Genomic DNA, 18773 nt, shown 5'->3' on the forward strand with positions numbered 1-18773 from the left:
GTTAAAGTTCTTCTTTAATGACCGAAGCCATGGATTTAAGGCTTTCGGGATTTATTTCAATGGCGTTGCCTACCACGACCATATCGGCCCCTGCACGGCAAACCCTTTGCACATCTTCCGGGGTTTTCAGACCGCCTCCCACAATCAGTGGCAGGTTGACATGCTCTTTAACATGTTTTATGACCTCCGAATAAACCGGTTGACTGGCTCCGCTACCGGATTCGAGATAGATCAGACGGTGGCCGAGCAATTCTCCCGCCATGGCCGTGGAGCTTATTATCTCCGGTTTGTCTTCAGGTATGGGTTTGGTATTGCTGATGTATTCCACAGAGGATGTTTTGCCTCCGTTTATTAGAATATATCCCGTAGGAATCACTTCGAGACTGCTTTTTTTCAACATATTTGCCGCCAATACATGATTTCCTATTAACAAGTCGGGATTCCTCCCCGATATGAGCGAAAGAAAAAGTATCCCGTCCGCATGGTGGGATATCTGCATCAAATTTCCCGGAAATAATACAATGGGGATATCTGTAGAACTTTTGATTGTTTTTATGGTATGGTCCAGTGTATCGCTTAATAAGCTTCCGCCTGTCAGAATAAAATCTACTTTTACATCATTGGCCAGTTTGATAACGTGATCCAGACTGTAATGATCGTATTTCTCCGGATCAATATGCAGGGAAAAAAGTTTTCGCTTTTTGTAATTATGAATAATTGTGTTGTAAATCATCGTTAAGTGACTCTTTGCGACACCAAACCACGGAATAATTGTTTATGGAAAAATAATTCAATTTGAACCGGTCACTGATGTCTTTATAATGTACGTTGCCATGCATGATACCGCTCTCATCAGGAATAAATGGTTCTATGGTAATGTTGTTTTTCAGGCTCATTCTTTTTCTGTCGCATATTTTATAAAGTGCTTCCTTTGCACACCAATGTAAATATAAATGGTAGATTTTTTGGGAATGATCTATCTGTTTTAATTCTTTTTCTTTTAAAAATTTAGTGGCAATATTTCCGATTATTGGCCGCATTTTTTCTATATCAATTCCAACATGTTTGTCTTTGCATATAAGAATGGTTGCATAGCGGTCAGAGTGCGATATGCTTATGTTATACGATCTGTCGGACAAATAGGGCCTTCTGTTACCATTGTACAGGATTTTATTTTTTTTATTTGTCAATGTGTCCAGCAATACCCTGATGCTTAGCCATTCCAGTTTTCTTTTCTGATTTCTGAAGGCCAGTAAGGTTTCATAATCATTTTGATCAAGATCAACTCGGGAAAATAGGTCACTGTACTCCTCGGTGATTTGCCAAACACCTAATTTGCAATGTGTGTTGACTTGTTTGTCAATCACAATTCCCATATTATCTTTGTTTTTTCCATTGCAGGGTTTCAATCAGATGTCTCATGTCCTTCTTAACAAATTGTATTACCGGGGCAAGGGAATCCTTGTTGGGTTCGGTTCTGAAGTACAATGATCCCCTCAGGAAATTTTTGGTGCTGTCGGTCACAAAGAATTGGGCAGGAGAGGCAACGTTACCTTCTAAATTGTAAAATATACCGTATACTTCCCGGTTTTTATCCGTGTATCGTTCCTCTTCAATGGCTTCGGCTTTTATGGTGTGTTTGTATGCCAAATCTCTTGCATCTTCTGCATAGCTTTTGAAATTGTTTTCTATGCGTTTATAACTGATATGGATGTCACCGTTAAACTCCGGGTAATGGATGTTTAGCCAGCAATCCTGACCGGTTCCTCCCGGATCTCTTAATATTTCCGAATAAACAGGATACTCGAATGTATAGGAACAGTTGATCTGAAGGGATTGATACTTTTTTTCCGGCAGATCAATCCTAAAATATCCCCGGGGACGAGGGGTGGTTTGGCTTTTGTTTCTGCAGTTTCCGAAGATTAACACAGCAATTACAAGTAATATGGTAAAAATGGCTGAATTGCGCTGCATTTGCATGTTTAGGTTTACTTATTCAATAATTACTTTTACTTTTTTGATTCGTCTTCTGTCTGAAGATTCAACTTTGAATGTCAGATTTTTGAATCTTATTACTTCGTTTTTCCGGGGTATTTCCCCTTTCATCTCAAGGATAATGCCTGCAATGGTATCCGCATCCCCTTTGACCTCCTTAAAAAACTCATCATTCAGATTAAGTATTTTATAAAAATCATTCAACAGGGTTTTGCCTTCAAATATAAAGGTATTGTTATCGATTTTGGAATAAAACATTTCATCGGTATCCGATTCATCGGCAATTTCCCCAACAATTTCTTCCAAAATATCCTCCAGGGTAACAATTCCATAAGTCCCCCCATATTCATCGATAACAATGGCCATATGGATTTTGTTGTCCTGAAAATCCTTTAACAGGCCATTGATCTTCTTGGTTTCAGGTATAAAGTATGGAGGTCTGATCAACTTTTGCCATTGAAATTCTTCTTTGTTGTTTATATAAGGCAAAAGGTCTTTTATGTATAGGATGCCTTTGACGTTGTCGAAGCTATCCTCATAGACGGGTATTCTGGTGTGACCGGAATCGATAATGATATTCATCAATTCTTTAAATTCTGTAGAGATATCTACGGCAACCACATCAATACGGGATTTCATGATTTCTTTGGCATCGATGTTGCCAAACTTGATGATGCCTTTTAGAATATTTTTATCTTCCTGAATTTCGTTGGAAGACAGATTTAAAGCATCAGATAATTCATCGATGGTTAACCTTCTTCTTTTTAATAATTTTTTGGTTATCACCGAGGTTGAATTCACCAGATAATTGCTCAGCGGATAAAATAACTTGTGGATGATATTGAAAGGAGAGGCCATTATTCTGCCAAACTGGAAATGGTTGTGCGGAACAATGACTTTAACCAATACATCTCTGAAAAGAAGTATTAATACCAATATTACTGCCAGTTGAAGTAAAAAGATACCTACCGAATACTGTTCTATTATTATAAAACTATGCAGGGTATAACTTAAACAAATGAATATGGCAATATACAGTATATTTTTCAATATAAGTATTGAAGCCTTAAGGATCTGGGGAGATTCCAATAATTTTACCAGGAGGGTATTTTGGGTATCGGGATACTTTTTTAATTCTTTCAGCTTATTGGGGATAATAGCAAATATAGCATCCTCCCCCCCTGAAACAAAAGAGAGGAGGACCAGAAAAAACAAACTCAATGCCAGTAAACCAACACCATTCCCTTGAAAAGTGCTAAAACTCACCAGGGAATTTATATTCAATATGCATAAAAATGGCTCAATTGTATCCAAAGTCGACCTTCAAACTTTTTCAGGATCTAGAATGGAAGATCATCTTCATCATCGGGTATACTGCCGGCACCGGCACCTTCAGATTCACTAACCCCGTTGCTCTGAGATACAGATGTATCCTCACTCTTCTTGCCTCCGCCAAGCATTTGCATGTTGTTACCGATGATTTCGGTCATGTAACGCTTGTTACCTTCTTTGTCCTCCCAGGAACGGGTTCTGATCCTTCCTTCAATAAAAAGGGCATCACCCTTGTTTACATACTTTTCAACTACTTCAGCCTGACTTTTGAACAGAACAACGTTGTGCCATTCTGTACTGGTCACTTTTTCATTGTTCTTGTTTTTGTAAGTTTCGCTGGTAGCCAGGGGAAAGTTGGCGATGACCATACCGTTGTCCAGATGTTTCACTTCGGGGTCCTTCCCTACGTTCCCGATAAGAATTACTTTGTTAACTCCTCTGCTAAGTCCCATAATTCAAAATTTTAAAAGTTTGGTTAATTTACCGTAAAGTTATAAATTTTTATTTATATACAAATCTTTTTTAAACTATTTTTTCATATTTTTTCTTCAAGATATTTTTCAATCAGTCGCGGCACAGCCAAATTTTGTATTTTGTTCCTCTCTATCAATGTGTAATTGTTGAGGAGGAAGTTGTTGGCAGAGGAAATTTCGATTTCAACAAAGCAGGCATAAATTTTCTGGTGGGTAAGTAAGTGGGTATAGGTATTGGAGATTTTTTTTATACTGGGGGTAAGGTTCTTAAAAATTTCTTCCCACTCCTTTGAATCGGTTATCTCTTGCATTTTTAGCTCTCTGTCTGATTCAATCAAAGGGAATTGGTAAAGTGAATTCCAAATGTCATTCTCTGCCCTTTTTTGGAAAAAGAGATGCCCATTCTTCTGGATGGTTAAATAATAAAAATATCGGAGACGTTTCTTTTTGTTTTTTCTTTTTCCCGGTAATTCTTCTACTATGTTATGATGAAAGGCATAACATATTTGATTCAGGGGACAGTTTATGCATTCGGGATTACGAGGAATGCACTGGATTGCCCCAAATTCAATCATGGCTTGGTTGTGAAGTTCCGTATTTTGGGAAGGCAGTAACTTTTCGGCTTCTTTTTTGATTTGCTTTTTGCCCCTGGTAGTGTTCACGGGTGTGGAGATGCCGCTTATTCTGGAGATTACGCGCTGAACGTTACCGTCCACAACAGCCACCGGCTTTCCGAATGCAAAGGAGGCAATGGCGGAAGCCGTATAATCTCCTATTCCCTTAAGCCGGATCAGTTCTTCATAATTTTCAGGAAATCTGCCATCCATTTGATAATATATATATTGGGCCGTGGCATGTAGGTTCCTGGCTCTGGTATAATATCCCAGTCCCTGCCAGGCTTTTAATACTTCATCAAGGGAGGATGTGGCAAGAGAGTGAATATCCGGGAACCGTCGGATGAATTCCAGATAATACTCCATGCCCTGATTTACTCTTGTTTGTTGCAGGATGATTTCAGAAATCCAAATGAAATATGGATCTTTTGTATTTCGCCAGGGAAGTTCCCTTTTATGAATTTTATACCAGTTAGTTAAAACGGCGCTAATGTTCATGATTGTTGATATAGAGTATTTTAAAATAATAAATTTATCAAATTTAACATAAAAGGATTTCTTTAATAAAAATAAATGCTTTATATTTGCATCCAACATTTTTAAACTATTGTAAAATATTGGAAATTAAATTTTTTGGAAAATGACAAAAGCAGATATTGTAAACGAAATTTCAAAGAAGACTGGTATTGAAAAGGTAACTGTTCAAAAAACAGTTGAAGCGTTCATGGAAACAGTTAAAGAGTCTCTGGTCAGCAATCAAAATGTGTATCTGAGAGGCTTTGGTAGTTTTATCGTTAAAAAGCGGGCTCAGAAAAAAGCCAGGAATATTTCAAAGAATACCACCATTGTTATTCCTGAGCATTATATTCCTGCTTTCCGACCTTCTAAAAAGTTTGTCAGTAAGGTAAAAGAAAACGTTAAAGCATAGACTAATAAAGGTAAAAAGAATCCATTAAAAGAAATTGCTTATGCCAAGCGGAAAGAAAAGGAAGAGACATAAGATGTCTACTCATAAGCGCAAGAAGCGTTTAAGAAAGAACAGACATAAAAAGAAGAAATAAGTATTTTGAGATAATTGAAGTTAAACCTATTGGAGCGTATGCTTCTTTAGTACCTTACCGGTTAAATTTTTGCTTTTTTTTGGCAAAACTTGGCCGGTAAGGTACTGTGGCAAAATTTATGAGGCAATTTTCAAAAATAAAAATATCTGAAAAAGATCATAACCCTTATATAATTATGCCTCATAAATTTTGCTTACTAATTTGGAAAAGCCAAAACGGAAACACATTAAATTCCTTGAAAGCATCCTGCTTGGTTTTGGCTTGTCCAAATTAGGTTTAACTTTTTGTTGTTGTTTAGTAAAGGTGGGAGAAGTGTTGTGAGTTCAGAGTTAATTATTGATGTTACTTCCAAGGAGATCGTAATAGCACTGCTCGAGAATAAACAATTAGTTGAATTAAATAAAGAAAGACGAAATCCCAAATTTGCAGTAGGAGATATTTATCTGGGTAAGGTCAAACGAATTATTCCCGGGCTTAATGCTGCATTTGTGGACGTTGGTTATTCCCGGGATGCTTTTCTGCATTATTTGGATTTGGGACCTCAGTTCCGGTCACTGGATAAGTATCTTAAAACTTCATTTTCCAGGAAGAATAAAGTTCCGCCCTTGCAACGGATGAAAATGGAGCCTGATATTGACAAAAATGGCAAAATTTCAAATGTGCTCTCTTCGGGACAGACTATCCTGGTTCAGATTGCCAAAGAGCCCATATCTACAAAAGGGCCGAGATTAACGTCAGAAATCTCTATTGCAGGCCGTAACCTGGTGTTAATACCTTTTTCTGATAAGATATCCATTTCTCAGAAGATCGCTTCTTCAGACGAACGGAAGCGTTTAAAGCGCTTGATTAAAAGCATCAAACCCAAAAATTACGGGGTGATCATTCGTACCGTCGCTGAAGGGAAAAAAGTAGCTACACTCGACAGGGAGCTCAAGGGTCTTGTGAAAAAATGGGAGGCGGCTTTTTCTCAACTCAGTACTGCTACCGTGCCCAAACTGGTTTTGAGTGAACTTGACCGAACTTCTGCCTTATTGAGGGATCTTTTAAATGTCTCCTTCTCAAATATTTATGTCAATGATCCTACGTTTTATCATGAGATTAAGGAATATATCGGTACCATCGCTCCGGAAAAAAAGGGAATTGTCAAACTTTACGACGGTCCCAACCCCATATTTGATCAATTTGGGGTTTCCAAGCAGATCAAGGCTTTGTTTGGCCGTACCGTTTCTTTCAAAAATGGAGCTTATCTGATTATTGAACATACCGAAGCATTGCATACCATCGATGTAAACAGCGGCAATCGCTCCAAGCTTGGCGAAGATCAGGAAACCAACGCACTTAAGGTTAATCTGGCTGCTGCTAAAGAAATTGCCAGGCAGCTTCGGCTAAGGGATATAGGTGGCATTATTGTGGTCGACTTCATCGATATGAATAAACAGGAGCACAAGCAGAAACTTTATGAAACGATGAAAGAGGAGATGAAGGCCGACAGGACCAAACACAGTATTCTGCCCCTTACGAAATTTGGGCTCTTGCAGATTACGCGCCAGAGAGTACGGCCCGAAATGAACATTCAAACCGTTGAAAAATGCCCAACCTGCAAAGGAAGTGGAGAAACTCGTCCGGCTATTTTGTTGGTAGATGAAATTGAGAATTATTTGAAATTCCTTGTGAGAGATCTTGGGTATAGACGATTAACCCTTAAAACCCATCCCTATATTACCGGATATCTGAAGTATGGATTCCCTTCCATTAGATGGAAATGGCAGTTAAGATACAAGATTTGGCTCAGGATTAAAGGCTCAGATGCTTACGACTTCCTTCATTACAACTTTTTTTCCAGTAGTAAAGAGCCGATAAAGGAGAATTAATTCCCTTGCCACAGCCCCTTACCGGGCAAGTTTTGCCAAAAAAACAAGAATTTGGCCGGTAAGGCACTAATTAACTTACCTCTCATTATATAAACATCCACCAGTAAACATATATCGATATTTGTTGTTAAACGAGAATTGGCATATCTTTGCCGTATTTTTAATTGATTAATGAGCTTGTTGATTATGAAACGTATACTATTCACCCTGCTGATTTCTTTATTGGCAATACCTACACCAGCCCAGGTGGTCAACCCGGTCGAGTGGGAATATGAGGTGCAAAGGGAGGACAACAATACCGCTTTGTTAATATTCAAAGCGGATATCGATTCCGAGTGGCATTTATATTCCCAGAATTTCCCTGAGGGAGGTCCCATCCGGACATCTTTTAACTTTGATGAATCTCCCCACTTTAAATTGGTGGGGGAAACACAGGAAAGTCCCGAACCGGAGTCGGAAGTCGATGAGTTGTTTGGAGTTCAGGTTAAATACTTTAGTGATGAAGCTACGTTTACACAAAGAATTGAACTTCAGACTCAGGACCCGTTTGAGATTAACGGAAATATTGAATATCAGGTTTGCCAGGATGAGAAATGTGTGTACTTTAATCCTGATTTTACGTTCAAAGTACCTGGCAGTGAGCAGGCTTCTCAGCAACCGGAAGAACAGCCGGTTCAGGAATCTTCAGAATCTTCAGAAACTGAAACCGTAAGTGAACAGGCTGAGGCAAAACCGTCTGATACCACTCAAACAACGGGAACAGGGATAACAGACGATATAGTAGAAGCAGATGACGATTCGGCGAAACCGGATGAAAAAACCGTATCCCAACCTGCAGAAAGCCAGGTGAGCTCTCAGGGTCTGGGCAGTGACAGATCCTTATTGGGTTTCTTTTTGCTTTCGTTAGTATTCGGACTGGCAGGTATTCTTACGCCTTGTGTTTTTCCTATGATTCCCATGACGGTTTCCTTTTTTATGCAGGAATCAAAAAGCAGGTTTAGCGGGGTAATTAAGGCTTTAATCTTCGGATTATCCATCATTATTCTTTACACAAGTGTAGGAATTATCGTGTCCCTGACCAGTGCCGGCGCAGATTTTACCTCTGTACTTGGAACCCACTGGATTCCCAACCTGATATTCTTTTTGTTATTCCTTACTTTTGCAGCTTCTTTCTTCGGTTTGTTTGAAATTGTGTTGCCTTCCGGACTGGCAAATAAAGCAGATAAACAAGTTGATAAAGGAGGATTTCTGGCTTCCTTTTTTATGGCTTTAACCCTGGTGATTGTTTCTTTTTCCTGTACAGGACCAATAGTGGGTGCCCTTCTTGTTAAAGCTGTAGGTGGAAATGTAGTAGAGCCTACCGTTGGTATGTTCGGATTTGCACTGGGTTTTGGCTTGCCTTTCACTATGCTGGCCATTTTTCCCGGGTGGCTCAAAAATTTGCCCAAATCCGGCGGTTGGATGAATGCTATAAAAGTCGTATTCGCCTTCATTATTTTGGCATTTGCATTTAAATTTCTTTCTAATATTGATCAGAATTATCACCTGGGCATCATAAGCAGAGATCTTTACTTATCTATATGGATTGCCATTTTCGGCCTGTTGGGGCTCTATCTGCTTGGAAAAATCAAACTGCCCAATGACAGCGATATGAAGAATATTTCCGTTTTCAGGCTTTTATTAGCCATCGCATCATTTTCATTCGCCATTTATTTGGTCCCCGGTTTGTTTGGAGCAAATTTAAGCTCTATTTCTGGATTATTGCCCCCGGCCTCAGCACAGAAATTTGACATGACATCAGTGGCTTCAGCTACCGGTTCTTCCGCAGATGCCAGTGAAACCATGTGTGAAGATCCTAAATACGCAGATTTTCTTAATCTGCCCTATAACATCAAGGGTTATTTTCAATATGAGCAGGGAATGGAATGTGCAGAAAATCTTAATAAGCCTGCATTGATTTACTTTACCGGTCATTCTTGCAGCAATTGCAAAAAAATGCAGGCTGAAGTATGGCCTGATCCGGCTGTGAGAAAAAGGCTTAATGAGGATTATGTATTGATCGCCCTTTATGTTGATGACAGAAAAACACTGCCCCAATCCGAGTGGATGGAAGCAGAGTATGACGGAAAAGTCAAAAAGACACTGGGAAGGAAAAATATGGCCATTGCGATTGACCGTTTTGGAGTGAATACCCAGCCTTATTACCGAGTGCTGACACCGGAAGGCAAACCTGTGGGAGAATCCTTTGATTATACTACAAAACCCCAGGAATTTACCGAATGGCTGGATCAGGGGTTGAAGAAGTTTAAAGAAAATAAATAAGAATGATTTGTGAAATGATTCGGGTTAATTAAGCCGGCACCTTAGGTTCCGGCTTTTTTAATGTTGAACTGGTATATTTCATATCGTGTTGGTTGTTAGCGTTTAGTGGATATAGAAAGGAGCGTATTCTATTACATTTTGTAAGCCATTTTTGTAAATATTTCACATTTCCCTATATTAGCTAAAAATTATGTCCCCTTAATCCTCCTATGCCATGAGAATATTCCGCCGAATTTTAGTCATTTTTGCCATTGCTCTGGTACTTGCAATTATTGCCGGAGGCCTCTACGTTCATAAAATTGCCCACAGGGCCCTTCCTGATTATAATGATGATATAGAAATAGAAGGTGTTGAGCAGGAGGTAGAGGTTTACAGGGACAGCCTGGCCATCCCCCATATTTATGCGCAGACGGAAAAAGATCTGTACACTGCCGTTGGCTATCTGATGGCCCAGGATCGCCTCTGGCAGATGGACTTGTTGCGCCGTGTAACACAGGGAAGGCTTTCTGAAATTTTCGGAGAACAAATGGTGGAGAACGACCACCTGATGCGATCCCTTCGAATTCCCCAAAAATCAAAGAAGGTATTGGCGCGATCCGATGAGAAAATTCGTACTGCTTTACAGGCCTTTTCCAGTGGGGTAAATGAATATATAAACACCCATTCCGGTCAGCTCCCTCCGGAGTTTGCCATTCTTGGCTATAAACCGGAGAAATGGAAGCCAATCCATACGGTAAATCTCATTGGTTATATGGCATGGGACTTAACTCCTGCCTGGGAGTCGGAAATTATACTGCATAAGATAGCCAAAGAGGTAACCAGGGAGAAGTATGAGCTTTTGATTCCCAAAACTGAAGAACAGAGAACCCGTGTGTACCCCGGGTATAGTAGTGCAGATGAGGATTATGAGGGATTGAGCAGGCTTATACATTTAAATGGCGAGCTGGAAAATATGGGGCTTAAAATATTCACAGGCAGCAACAACTGGGCGGTGTCTGCCGCAAAAAGTAAAACCGAAAAGCCTTTGCTGGCCAATGATATGCACTTGGGTTTGTTTTCTCCCGGTATCTGGTATCAGATGCATCAAGTGGTGGAAGGCAAGATGGATGTTTCCGGCGTAGCCCTTCCCGGACAACCCATGATTATTTCCGGGCATAATGATTCCATTGCATGGGGAATGACCAATGTGATGCTTGATGATATGGATTTTTACAGGGAAACCATCAATCCTGAAGATTCCTGTGAATACTTATTCAATGGAAAATGGAGAAAACTAAAAGTTAAGGAAGAAACGATTGAAGTTAAGGGCGGCGATCCCGTGAAAAAAACGATCCGATATACCCACCGAGGACCGGTTGTTTCCGGATTTAAGGAAGTGGATGAAGAAACCATCTCTATGCGGTGGGTAGGCAATGAATACAGCAATGAGCTCCGTTCAGTCTATTATCTCAATCGCGCATCCAACTGGACTGAGTTTAAAGACGCCCTTCGAACTTTTAGCTCCATCAGTCAGAATATAGCGTATGCTGATGTACAGGGAAATATAGGTCTGTATTGCTGTGCCGGGGTACCGGTGAGAGACTCTTCCGGGCCTGGAATTTATCCCGGTGAAACAGATCAATACGATTGGAAGGGATTGGTGCCCTTCGGGGATCTTCCCCATATCTACAATCCTGATAAGGGTTTTGTCGCATCTGCCAATAATAAAACGGTGGGTTCGGAATATCCCCATCATTTTAGTCATTGGTTTGATCTTGCCCCACGCATCAATCGTATAGAACAACAACTTCAATCCCGAAAGAAATTATCGGTGCGGGATTTTATGGAGATCCAGACCGATTATCATTCATTGATGGTGCCCCAATATAAAGAGGAAATTCTGAAACATGCCAGGAATATAAACGAAGCATCCGGCGAGTTGGAAGAGGCCATTGAATTATTAGACAAATGGAACGGACACTATTCCAAAAACAGTGCCGGCGCTGCAATTTTTGAACAGTTTTATATTACTTTCGTGAAGAACCTTATTAAGGATGAGTTGGGTGAAGCGCTCTATAAAGAATATATAACAAGTAAAATTCTTGTAAGGAATCTCATGAAGAATATTTGGAACAATCAGGATTCCCAATGGTGTGATGATGTGAACACCCAGGATATTAAAGAATCCTTTGGTCAAATTGTTCAAAAAAGCTTTCAGGAATCTATAAAAAAGCTTACAGAGGAATTGGGAGACACCCCCGGTGATTGGAGGTGGGGTGAGATTCATCCGTTAATGCTTAAGCATCCTGTAGGCGGAGAAGTACCTGTTCTGGATTTGGTATTCAACATGAACCGCGGTCCTTTTGAAACAGGTGGCAGCTTTCATACAGTTTGTGTTTACAGTTATCCTTTTACCGATGTATTCAATACCAATCATGGGGCTTCTCACCGGCATGTATATTCCATTGCCGACTGGAACCGCTCCCGTACGGTTATACCAACAGGTACGTCAGGGATACCTGCAAGTTTCCATTACTGTGATCAAACCAATACCTATATTAACCGGGAATATTATCGGGAACTTTTCAGTAAGGAAAAAGTGAGGAGCAATGCCCGGTATCACATGACGATAAAGGGGAAGTGATTATCCAAATGAATATATTCGACTTGTTTGAATTATATAATAACATGGAAAACGCATAAATTATGGAAACTTATAAAACAACTTATTTCGGAGGTTTGAGAACGGAGATTGTTCATGAAAGAAATGGGGAGCGGATTACCACGGACGCACCGGTTGATAACAAAGGCAAAGGGGAGTATTATTCTCCCACGGACATGGTTTCTTCCGCCCTTTGCAGTTGCATTTTTACGATCATGGGAATTAAAGCCAAAGAAAATGGTTTTAGCATTGAGGGTGCCACGGCAACGACCAATAAGGTGATGCGCGATGATCCCCGCCGGATCAAAGAAATACAAATAGAATATGACTTTACGAACCACGACCTGACCGATGAACAAAAGGACCTGTTAAGGGAGCTTGTTCATGCCAGTCCGGTACCCCGTAGCCTGAGTCCCGAGATTGAGCAGAACATTACGCTTAAATTTAAGGATTGAACCATCTATAAGTCCGGCAGGATATTTTAATTAGTGTCTGTCTATAATATCCGCTGGCTGCGTTACGCTCGTTTTTCATGCCAGTCAATTACATCTGGTAGAGACGTACGGCCGTACGTCTCTACATTTAACATTCAAAACTCGCAAGCCTTGCCAGCGAACATTCCAGACGAGACTCTTTCAAATCTCCTTGACTTTGTGGACAAACATTAATTAAGCACTTTGTGTGGGTATCCTGCGATCAACTTTCTTAATCAGCCCCTGCAACACCTTTCCGGGTCCCACTTCCGTAAACGATTCTGCTCCGTCCTGAATCATTTTTTTTACGGTTTGTGTCCATTTTACAGGTGAAGTAAGCTGTTTGACCAGGTTTTCCTTGATAACCTCCGGTTCATCCGAGGGAGAAGCAGTAGCATTCTGATATACAGGGCATAACGGTTTATTGAAGTTTGTTTCATTGATGGCTGTTTCTAATTCTTTCTTGGCGGGTTCCATCAACGGAGAATGAAAAGCACCTCCAACTTTTAATTTTATGGCTTTTTTGGCTCCCTCTTCCTGTAATTTGTCAACAGCCTGATCAATACCTTGAAGGGAGCCGGAAATGACTACTTGTCCGGGGCTGTTGTAATTGGCCGGAACCAAAACCTCGTCAATTTGATTACAAACTTCTTCTACCGTTTCATCCTTCAGGCCCATAATGGCAGCCATAGTTGAGGGTTCTGCTTCACAGGCTTTTTGCATAGCGGATGCCCGTTTGGATACCAACCGCAGTCCGTCTTCAAAAGAAAGTGCTCCATTGGCAACCAGTGCTGAAAATTCACCCAGTGAATGGCCTGCTACCATATCGGGCTGGAAGTTATCCAGTGTTTTGGCCAGGATAACCGAATGCAGGAAGATTGCCGGCTGGGTTACTTCGGTTTGCTTGAGCTCTTCATCGGTGCCTTCAAACATAACATCCGTAATTTTGAAGCCGAGGATTTCGTTGGCTTTTTCAAAAAGCTCCTTTCCTATACTACTGTTTTCATAAAGGTCTTTGCCCATTCCTGAATATTGGGCTCCCTGGCCCGGAAATACGTATGCTTTCATATAATCAATATGTTTTACGGTTATTTCTAATTATGTCGCCGAAAATAATCAAATTTATATTTTGTATCAAACCTTCCGGATACATGGTTAATGTAATTCGGAACCAATGATATGGGTGAATTCTTCCCTGGTTTTGGTGTCTTTCAGGAAAATACCTGTGAATGCAGAGGTCGTGGTGACCGAATTTTGTTTTTGCACTCCCCGCATTTGCATACACATATGATGCGCCTCAATGACCACGGCTACCCCTTGTGGCATCAAAGTTTCCTGGATGCAGTCCCTTATCTGCATGGTAAGTCTTTCCTGTAACTGCAACCTTCTTGCAAAAGCTTCCACTACATGAGCTATTTTACTCAGGCCGGTGATGTATTTTTCAGGAATATAGGCTACATGTGCTTTTCCATAAAATGGGATCATATGGTGCTCACACATGGAATAAAGTTCTATGTCTTTTACAATGACCATCTCCTGATAATCTTCCTGAAATTTTGCCGATCTTATGATTTCCCGCGGATCAATATTCTGACCCTTATTGAGGAATTGCATGGCTTTTGCTACGCGTACGGGGGTATCAACCAATCCTTCCCGCTCAGGGTTTTCTCCCAGCAACTTTAAAATTTCTTTATAATGTTCGGCAAGTTTTTGGGTTTTTTCATCATCCCAATTCTCAATAAGGGAGTAACCACTATTGTTTACTGATCCAAAACCATTGTTAACGATTTCCATAATTTTTAAATTTATTTCCCATAATATTCAACAAAATTGTTTTCTGTCTCCTTTACTTTTATGCAGTGAAGATTTATTCCCAGCCTGTTGACCGGATCTTTCAGTTCTTTCCATATGGCTACCGCCAGATTCTCAGTAGAAGCCATCCATCCTGTCATAAAATCAACCTCTGTATTCATGTTTTTGTGGTCAATTTTATCGATTACATATTCCCTGATGATTTTGCTCAGCTCTTTGATATTCACTACAAAACCGGTTTCAGGGTTGATTTCTCCCTTAACCGTTACAAAAAGTTCATAATTGTGGCCGTGCCAGTTGGGATTGGAACAAAGACCGAATACTTGTTTGTTGGTTTCATCGTCCCATTCTTTGCGAAAAAGGCGATGTGCTGCACTGAATCGTTCTCGTCGGGTAACCAGAGCTTCCATAAAACATCAAATTTTGTAAAATTAGTAATATAGTTTTCAAATAAAAAAAATCCTGATATATCATATACCCATAAATAATGTTTTTGTTTTATTATCTTCGTCACCCTCATAACTAAAAATGTTTTTATGATTGCAGTCACAGGAGCAGCAGGTTTTATTGGCAGCAATATGGTAGCTAAGCTTAGCGAGAAAGGATACTCCGATATTATTGTTGTAGATGAATTTTCCAGGGAGGATAAAAACAAAAACCTGCTGGGTAAAGATTATATTCAACACATCCATAGGGATGACTTCCTCAATTGGTTGCAAAACAATGGCCGGGAGATGGATGCTGTTTTCCATCTGGGGGCACGTACCGATACCACGGAAACGGATAAAAGCGTTTTTGATCGCCTTAACCTGAATTATTCCAAAGAGATATGGGACCTTTGCAGCACTTTTAATATTGCTTTGATTTATGCTTCTTCTGCAGCTACCTATGGCGGGGGAGAAAATGGGTACAAAGATGATCATCATTTGGTTTATAACCTGGAACCTTTGAATCTGTATGGCGAGTCGAAAAATGAGTTCGATAAATGGGTGTTGCAGCAGTCTGACAATCCTCCATACTGGGCAGGGATCAAGTTTTTTAATGTATACGGACCCAACGAGTATCATAAAGGACGCATGGCTTCTGTAGTATTTCATGCTTTTAATCAGATAAGCCAGACAGGAAAGATGAAACTGTTTCGGTCCCACCGGTCCGATTACCGTAACGGTGAACAATTACGGGATTTTATCTATGTGAAGGATGTGGTGGACGTGTTGTTTTTCCTTATGGAAAAAGAAATTGACAGTGGCATCTATAATTTGGGCACCGGTCAGGCAAGAACATTCAATGATCTTGCCAGAAACGTATTTTATGCTATGGGAAAGCAAGAGCATATTGTATATATTGATACACCTGAAGATATTAGAGACAAATACCAGTACTTTACGGAGGCTGAGATGCAAAAGCTTCGTTCGGCAGGATACCGTGAGCCATTCCATTCACTGGAAGCCGGTATTTATGATTATGTCCGGAATTATCTGATCCCCGGGAGTTATCGTTAGTTTTCCATGCTATTTTTCTGCCGGTCATCCTGAGAGATATTGTTATTCATCCGTTTTGTCCTGGTTCATATGATTCACCTTTATATCTGTTTCCGGTTCCTTTACTTTTTTGGAAGGATTATCTGCATATTCCTGTAAGTCAATTACAAACATTTCAATGTCCTCGTCCGTAAAGCCTTTTTCTTTTGCAGCATCTTCAAGTGTACCCCATATGGGTTCTCCGCATGCAATACATTTAACTCCTTTATGCATTAAGTATTTTACCGACTGGGGTACCCCTTCAACCAGCTCTTCTATGGTGATGTCTTTTGTGATTTTCATAATGCGGTTAATATAAGTTTTACACATCTGAATGCATCTATAAATTTATTAAATGTTATTCGATAAGGGCAAAGGTGTAAAATGGGAAAACCATTCAAACAATTTTGGCTTCATATTGTTTTAATTTAGACAAAATAAAAATTACGTCGAATTTATAAATATTAGAATTATGGCTTTTCAATTACCCGAATTACCATATGCATATGATGCATTGGAGCCCTATATCGATAAGCGAACCATGGAGCTTCATCATGATAAGCACCATGCGGGCTATACGAACAAATTCAATGCTGCTATTGAAGGAACTGATTTTGAAAACATGGAAGTTGAGGAGATTTTTAAAAACGTTTCCAATCATCCGGTAGCTGTCCGGAATCATGGCGGGGGATTTTATAATCACAGTTTGTTCTGGAAGATGATGTCTCCTAATGGAGGAGGAGAACCCGAGGGGGATTTAAGAAAGACCATTGAACGTGATTTTGGTTCTTTTGAAAATTTCAGGGATGAGTTTTCCAAAGCAGCAGCCGGACGTTTTGGATCAGGATGGGCCTGGTTGTGTCTGGATGAGCATGACAAGCTCAATATATGCTCCACACCCAATCAGGATAATCCATTGATGGATGTTGCCGGATGCAGTGCAAAGAAATTGCTGCTGGGGCTTGATGTATGGGAACATGCATATTATCTTAAATACCACAACAGACGGGCAGATTACATCCAGGCCTTCTGGAATATTGTAAATTGGGACGAGGTTGCCAGCCGGCTCAAAGGAAAATAGCAGAAGGTGTTCCATTATCCCGGTAGCCGGAGGTTACCCAAACAGTCCAAATATAAGGTATGCCACTAACCTGCGGGAGGACAGGTGGTGGCATATTGTATTTGTATCCAGTCTTCGGGTATTATATTTATACAAAAGTTGCAATTTTCAATGAAACCCATTATTTTTAACCGGTTAAACGGGATTAATCACTTTAAATTTTATCAGTTATGTTGATGGAACAGCTTATCCGGCAAAACAGAAGTTACAGAAGGTTTTACGAAGATTATTTTATTGCACAGGGCAACCTGAGGTATTTTATCAATCTGGCCCGGCTTTCACCTTCAGCAAAAAACACTCAGCCATTGAAATACATCATTTCAAATGAAACATCCGATAACCTAAAGATCTTTGAATGTCTGGGCTGGGCAGGTTATTTAAAAGACTGGAACGGCCCTGAACCGGGCGAAAGACCCTCAGCTTACATCATCATGCTGGGAGATCATCAGATAGAAGACAATTTCCATTGCGATCACGGTATTGCCGCCCAGAGTATTCTTTTGGGTGCTGTAGAGAAAGGCTTTGGCGGATGCATAGTGGGAACCATTGACAGAAACAAGTTAAGACAAGATTTTGATATAGAAGACCGGTTTGAAATTCTGCAGGTTATTGCATTGGGTAAACCCAAGGAAACAGTGATCATCGAGGAGATTGACAAAGACGGAGATATAAAATACTGGAGGGATGACAAACAGATACACCATGTCCCTAAACGTAAGCTGGATGATATCATAATTAACCCATGATAAATTAAAAAATGATTGCTATACTTTCGCCCGCCAAGAGGCTAAATAACTTAACAGGAGCTTCTTCTGACAATTATACCTTACCCAGGTTTCTGGAAGATTCGAAAGTTTTGGTGGATGAGCTGAGGAAGCTTTCTCCTGATGAACTGCGTGAACTGATGAACGTAAGCCGCGACATTGCCGAGTTGAATTATGAACGATATTTGAGATGGGCTACCCCTTTCACTCCCTTAAATGCCAGTCATTCCTTGTTTGTTTTTAAAGGCCAGGCTTATCAGGGCTTGAAGGCAGAAGATTTTACGGATCAAGATATAGCCTTCGCTCAAGACCATCTGCGAATCCTCTCAGGGTTATATGGTTTGTTGAGGCCCATGGATCTGATACAGCCTTACCGTCTGGAAATGGGAACACCACTAAACAATCCGGAAGGGAAAGATCTTTATGGATTTTGGAACACCAAAATTACCCAGGCACTCAATGAGGACTTATCGGATCATGAACAGAAAGTATTGCTGAATCTTGCATCAAATGAATATTTTAAGTCTGTTCACCCCGGCCGGCTGGAAGCCGATATCATAACGCCTGTATTTAAAGAGCAAAAAGGCAATCAATATAAAACCATAGCTGTATATGCCAAAAAGGCAAGAGGGATGATGACCCGGTACGTTATAAGAAACCGTATCGATGATCCTCATGATATTAAGGGATTTGATTGGGAAGGCTATGTTTACAGCCCCGGAATGTCCACAGAGAATAAATGGGTGTTTGTAAGATAAATATACGGAGACAAGCA

General features: G+C 40.3%; 19 protein-coding genes. 9 read left to right on the forward strand and 10 right to left on the reverse strand.

The window, feature by feature from the left end; all coding sequences use genetic code 11:
• Position 1: 1 nt before the first annotated feature.
• The 6 genes from KGY70_00510 to mutY all read right to left on the reverse strand — a co-directional run bounded on the left by KGY70_00510 (position 2) and on the right by mutY (position 4939).
• On the reverse strand, positions 2-733 hold the full coding sequence (locus KGY70_00510) for a geranylgeranylglyceryl/heptaprenylglyceryl phosphate synthase (protein ID MBS3773644.1): 732 nt from the start codon (positions 731-733) through the stop codon (positions 2-4).
• A complete protein-coding gene (locus KGY70_00515; GenBank protein ID MBS3773645.1) occupies positions 708-1376 on the reverse strand; it encodes a 4'-phosphopantetheinyl transferase superfamily protein in 669 nt (222 codons plus the stop codon). The genes KGY70_00510 and KGY70_00515 overlap by 26 nt, the downstream gene beginning before the upstream one ends.
• 1 nt (position 1377) lies before the next feature.
• Positions 1378-1974 carry a gliding motility lipoprotein GldD gene (gene gldD, locus KGY70_00520; GenBank protein ID MBS3773646.1) on the reverse strand — a complete coding sequence of 199 codons (597 nt, stop codon included), beginning with the start codon at positions 1972-1974 and terminating at the stop codon, positions 1378-1380.
• A gap of 18 nt (positions 1975-1992) precedes the next feature.
• A complete protein-coding gene (gene gldE / locus KGY70_00525; GenBank protein MBS3773647.1) occupies positions 1993-3309 on the reverse strand; it encodes a gliding motility-associated protein GldE in 1317 nt (438 codons plus the stop codon).
• A gap of 26 nt (positions 3310-3335) precedes the next feature.
• Complete coding sequence (gene ssb / locus KGY70_00530) at positions 3336-3779, reverse strand: single-stranded DNA-binding protein (protein MBS3773648.1); 444 nt, start codon at positions 3777-3779, stop codon at positions 3336-3338.
• 83 nt (positions 3780-3862) lie between these two features.
• Positions 3863-4939 carry an A/G-specific adenine glycosylase gene (mutY, locus tag KGY70_00535; protein MBS3773649.1) on the reverse strand — a complete coding sequence of 359 codons (1077 nt, stop codon included), beginning with the start codon at positions 4937-4939 and terminating at the stop codon, positions 3863-3865.
• A gap of 115 nt (positions 4940-5054) precedes the next feature.
• Here mutY and KGY70_00540 point away from each other — a divergent pair, with 115 nt between their 5' ends.
• The 5 genes from KGY70_00540 (at position 5055) to KGY70_00560 (ending at position 12764) form a co-directional block, all read left to right on the forward strand.
• Positions 5055-5342 carry an integration host factor subunit beta gene (locus KGY70_00540; protein ID MBS3773650.1) on the forward strand — a complete coding sequence of 96 codons (288 nt, stop codon included), beginning with the start codon at positions 5055-5057 and terminating at the stop codon, positions 5340-5342.
• A gap of 450 nt (positions 5343-5792) precedes the next feature.
• Entirely contained in the window at positions 5793-7346 is a 1554-nt protein-coding gene (locus tag KGY70_00545) for an Rne/Rng family ribonuclease (protein ID MBS3773651.1), read from the forward strand.
• A gap of 186 nt (positions 7347-7532) precedes the next feature.
• Complete coding sequence (locus tag KGY70_00550; protein MBS3773652.1) at positions 7533-9668, forward strand: thioredoxin family protein; 2136 nt, start codon at positions 7533-7535, stop codon at positions 9666-9668.
• A gap of 214 nt (positions 9669-9882) precedes the next feature.
• A complete protein-coding gene (locus tag KGY70_00555; GenBank protein ID MBS3773653.1) occupies positions 9883-12291 on the forward strand; it encodes a penicillin acylase family protein in 2409 nt (802 codons plus the stop codon).
• A gap of 62 nt (positions 12292-12353) precedes the next feature.
• Positions 12354-12764, forward strand: coding sequence for an OsmC family protein (locus tag KGY70_00560; GenBank protein MBS3773654.1), 411 nt, complete (start codon positions 12354-12356; stop codon positions 12762-12764).
• A gap of 213 nt (positions 12765-12977) precedes the next feature.
• Here KGY70_00560 and fabD read toward each other — a convergent pair whose 3' ends face one another.
• The 3 genes from fabD to KGY70_00575 form a co-directional block, all read right to left on the reverse strand.
• Positions 12978-13850, reverse strand: coding sequence for an ACP S-malonyltransferase (fabD, locus tag KGY70_00565; GenBank protein MBS3773655.1), 873 nt, complete (start codon positions 13848-13850; stop codon positions 12978-12980).
• 87 nt (positions 13851-13937) lie between these two features.
• Positions 13938-14576 (reverse strand): GTP cyclohydrolase I FolE, encoded by a 639-nt coding sequence (gene folE, locus KGY70_00570; GenBank protein MBS3773656.1) that lies wholly within the window; start codon positions 14574-14576, stop codon positions 13938-13940.
• Between the two features lie 11 nt (positions 14577-14587).
• Entirely contained in the window at positions 14588-15004 is a 417-nt protein-coding gene (locus KGY70_00575; GenBank protein MBS3773657.1) for a 6-carboxytetrahydropterin synthase, read from the reverse strand.
• A gap of 126 nt (positions 15005-15130) precedes the next feature.
• Between KGY70_00575 and rfaD the strand changes: the two genes are divergently transcribed.
• On the forward strand, positions 15131-16096 hold the full coding sequence (gene rfaD, locus KGY70_00580) for an ADP-glyceromanno-heptose 6-epimerase (protein ID MBS3773658.1): 966 nt from the start codon (positions 15131-15133) through the stop codon (positions 16094-16096).
• Positions 16097-16138: 42 nt separating this feature from the next.
• On the opposite strand, the gene KGY70_00585 is transcribed toward rfaD, so the two are convergent.
• Positions 16139-16417, reverse strand: coding sequence for a hypothetical protein (locus KGY70_00585; protein ID MBS3773659.1), 279 nt, complete (start codon positions 16415-16417; stop codon positions 16139-16141).
• A 169-nt stretch (positions 16418-16586) separates the two neighbouring features.
• On the opposite strand from KGY70_00585, the gene KGY70_00590 reads away from it, so the two are divergent.
• The 3 genes from KGY70_00590 (at position 16587) to yaaA (ending at position 18756) form a co-directional block, all read left to right on the forward strand.
• Positions 16587-17195, forward strand: a complete 609-nt coding sequence (locus tag KGY70_00590) for a superoxide dismutase (protein MBS3773660.1) — start codon at positions 16587-16589, stop codon at positions 17193-17195.
• Positions 17196-17407: 212 nt separating this feature from the next.
• Positions 17408-17980, forward strand: a complete 573-nt coding sequence (locus tag KGY70_00595) for a nitroreductase family protein (GenBank protein ID MBS3773661.1) — start codon at positions 17408-17410, stop codon at positions 17978-17980.
• Between the two features lie 11 nt (positions 17981-17991).
• On the forward strand, positions 17992-18756 hold the full coding sequence (gene yaaA, locus KGY70_00600; GenBank protein MBS3773662.1) for a peroxide stress protein YaaA: 765 nt from the start codon (positions 17992-17994) through the stop codon (positions 18754-18756).
• Positions 18757-18773: the final 17 nt, after the last annotated feature.

The organism is Bacteroidales bacterium, assembly GCA_018334875.1.
GTDB lineage: Bacteria > Bacteroidota > Bacteroidia > Bacteroidales > UBA12077 > JAGXLC01.

Bases quoted from the DNA above. Each gene is read 5' to 3' on its own strand.
- KGY70_00510 (MBS3773644.1), bottom strand. From the start codon at position 733: ATGATTTACAACACAATTATTCATAATTACAAAAAGCGAAAACTTTTT.
- KGY70_00515 (MBS3773645.1), bottom strand. From the start codon at position 1,376: ATGGGAATTGTGATTGACAAACAAGTCAACACACATTGCAAATTAGGT.
- gldD (MBS3773646.1), bottom strand. From the start codon at position 1,974: ATGCAGCGCAATTCAGCCATTTTTACCATATTACTTGTAATTGCTGTG.
- ssb (MBS3773648.1), bottom strand. From the start codon at position 3,779: ATGGGACTTAGCAGAGGAGTTAACAAAGTAATTCTTATCGGGAACGTA.
- KGY70_00540 (MBS3773650.1), top strand. From the start codon at position 5,055: ATGACAAAAGCAGATATTGTAAACGAAATTTCAAAGAAGACTGGTATT.
- KGY70_00550 (MBS3773652.1), top strand. From the start codon at position 7,533: ATGAAACGTATACTATTCACCCTGCTGATTTCTTTATTGGCAATACCT.
- KGY70_00555 (MBS3773653.1), top strand. From the start codon at position 9,883: ATGAGAATATTCCGCCGAATTTTAGTCATTTTTGCCATTGCTCTGGTA.
- KGY70_00560 (MBS3773654.1), top strand. From the start codon at position 12,354: ATGGAAACTTATAAAACAACTTATTTCGGAGGTTTGAGAACGGAGATT.
- fabD (MBS3773655.1), bottom strand. From the start codon at position 13,850: ATGAAAGCATACGTATTTCCGGGCCAGGGAGCCCAATATTCAGGAATG.
- folE (MBS3773656.1), bottom strand. From the start codon at position 14,576: ATGGAAATCGTTAACAATGGTTTTGGATCAGTAAACAATAGTGGTTAC.
- KGY70_00575 (MBS3773657.1), bottom strand. From the start codon at position 15,004: ATGGAAGCTCTGGTTACCCGACGAGAACGATTCAGTGCAGCACATCGC.
- rfaD (MBS3773658.1), top strand. From the start codon at position 15,131: ATGATTGCAGTCACAGGAGCAGCAGGTTTTATTGGCAGCAATATGGTA.
- KGY70_00585 (MBS3773659.1), bottom strand. From the start codon at position 16,417: ATGAAAATCACAAAAGACATCACCATAGAAGAGCTGGTTGAAGGGGTA.
- KGY70_00590 (MBS3773660.1), top strand. From the start codon at position 16,587: ATGGCTTTTCAATTACCCGAATTACCATATGCATATGATGCATTGGAG.
- yaaA (MBS3773662.1), top strand. From the start codon at position 17,992: ATGATTGCTATACTTTCGCCCGCCAAGAGGCTAAATAACTTAACAGGA.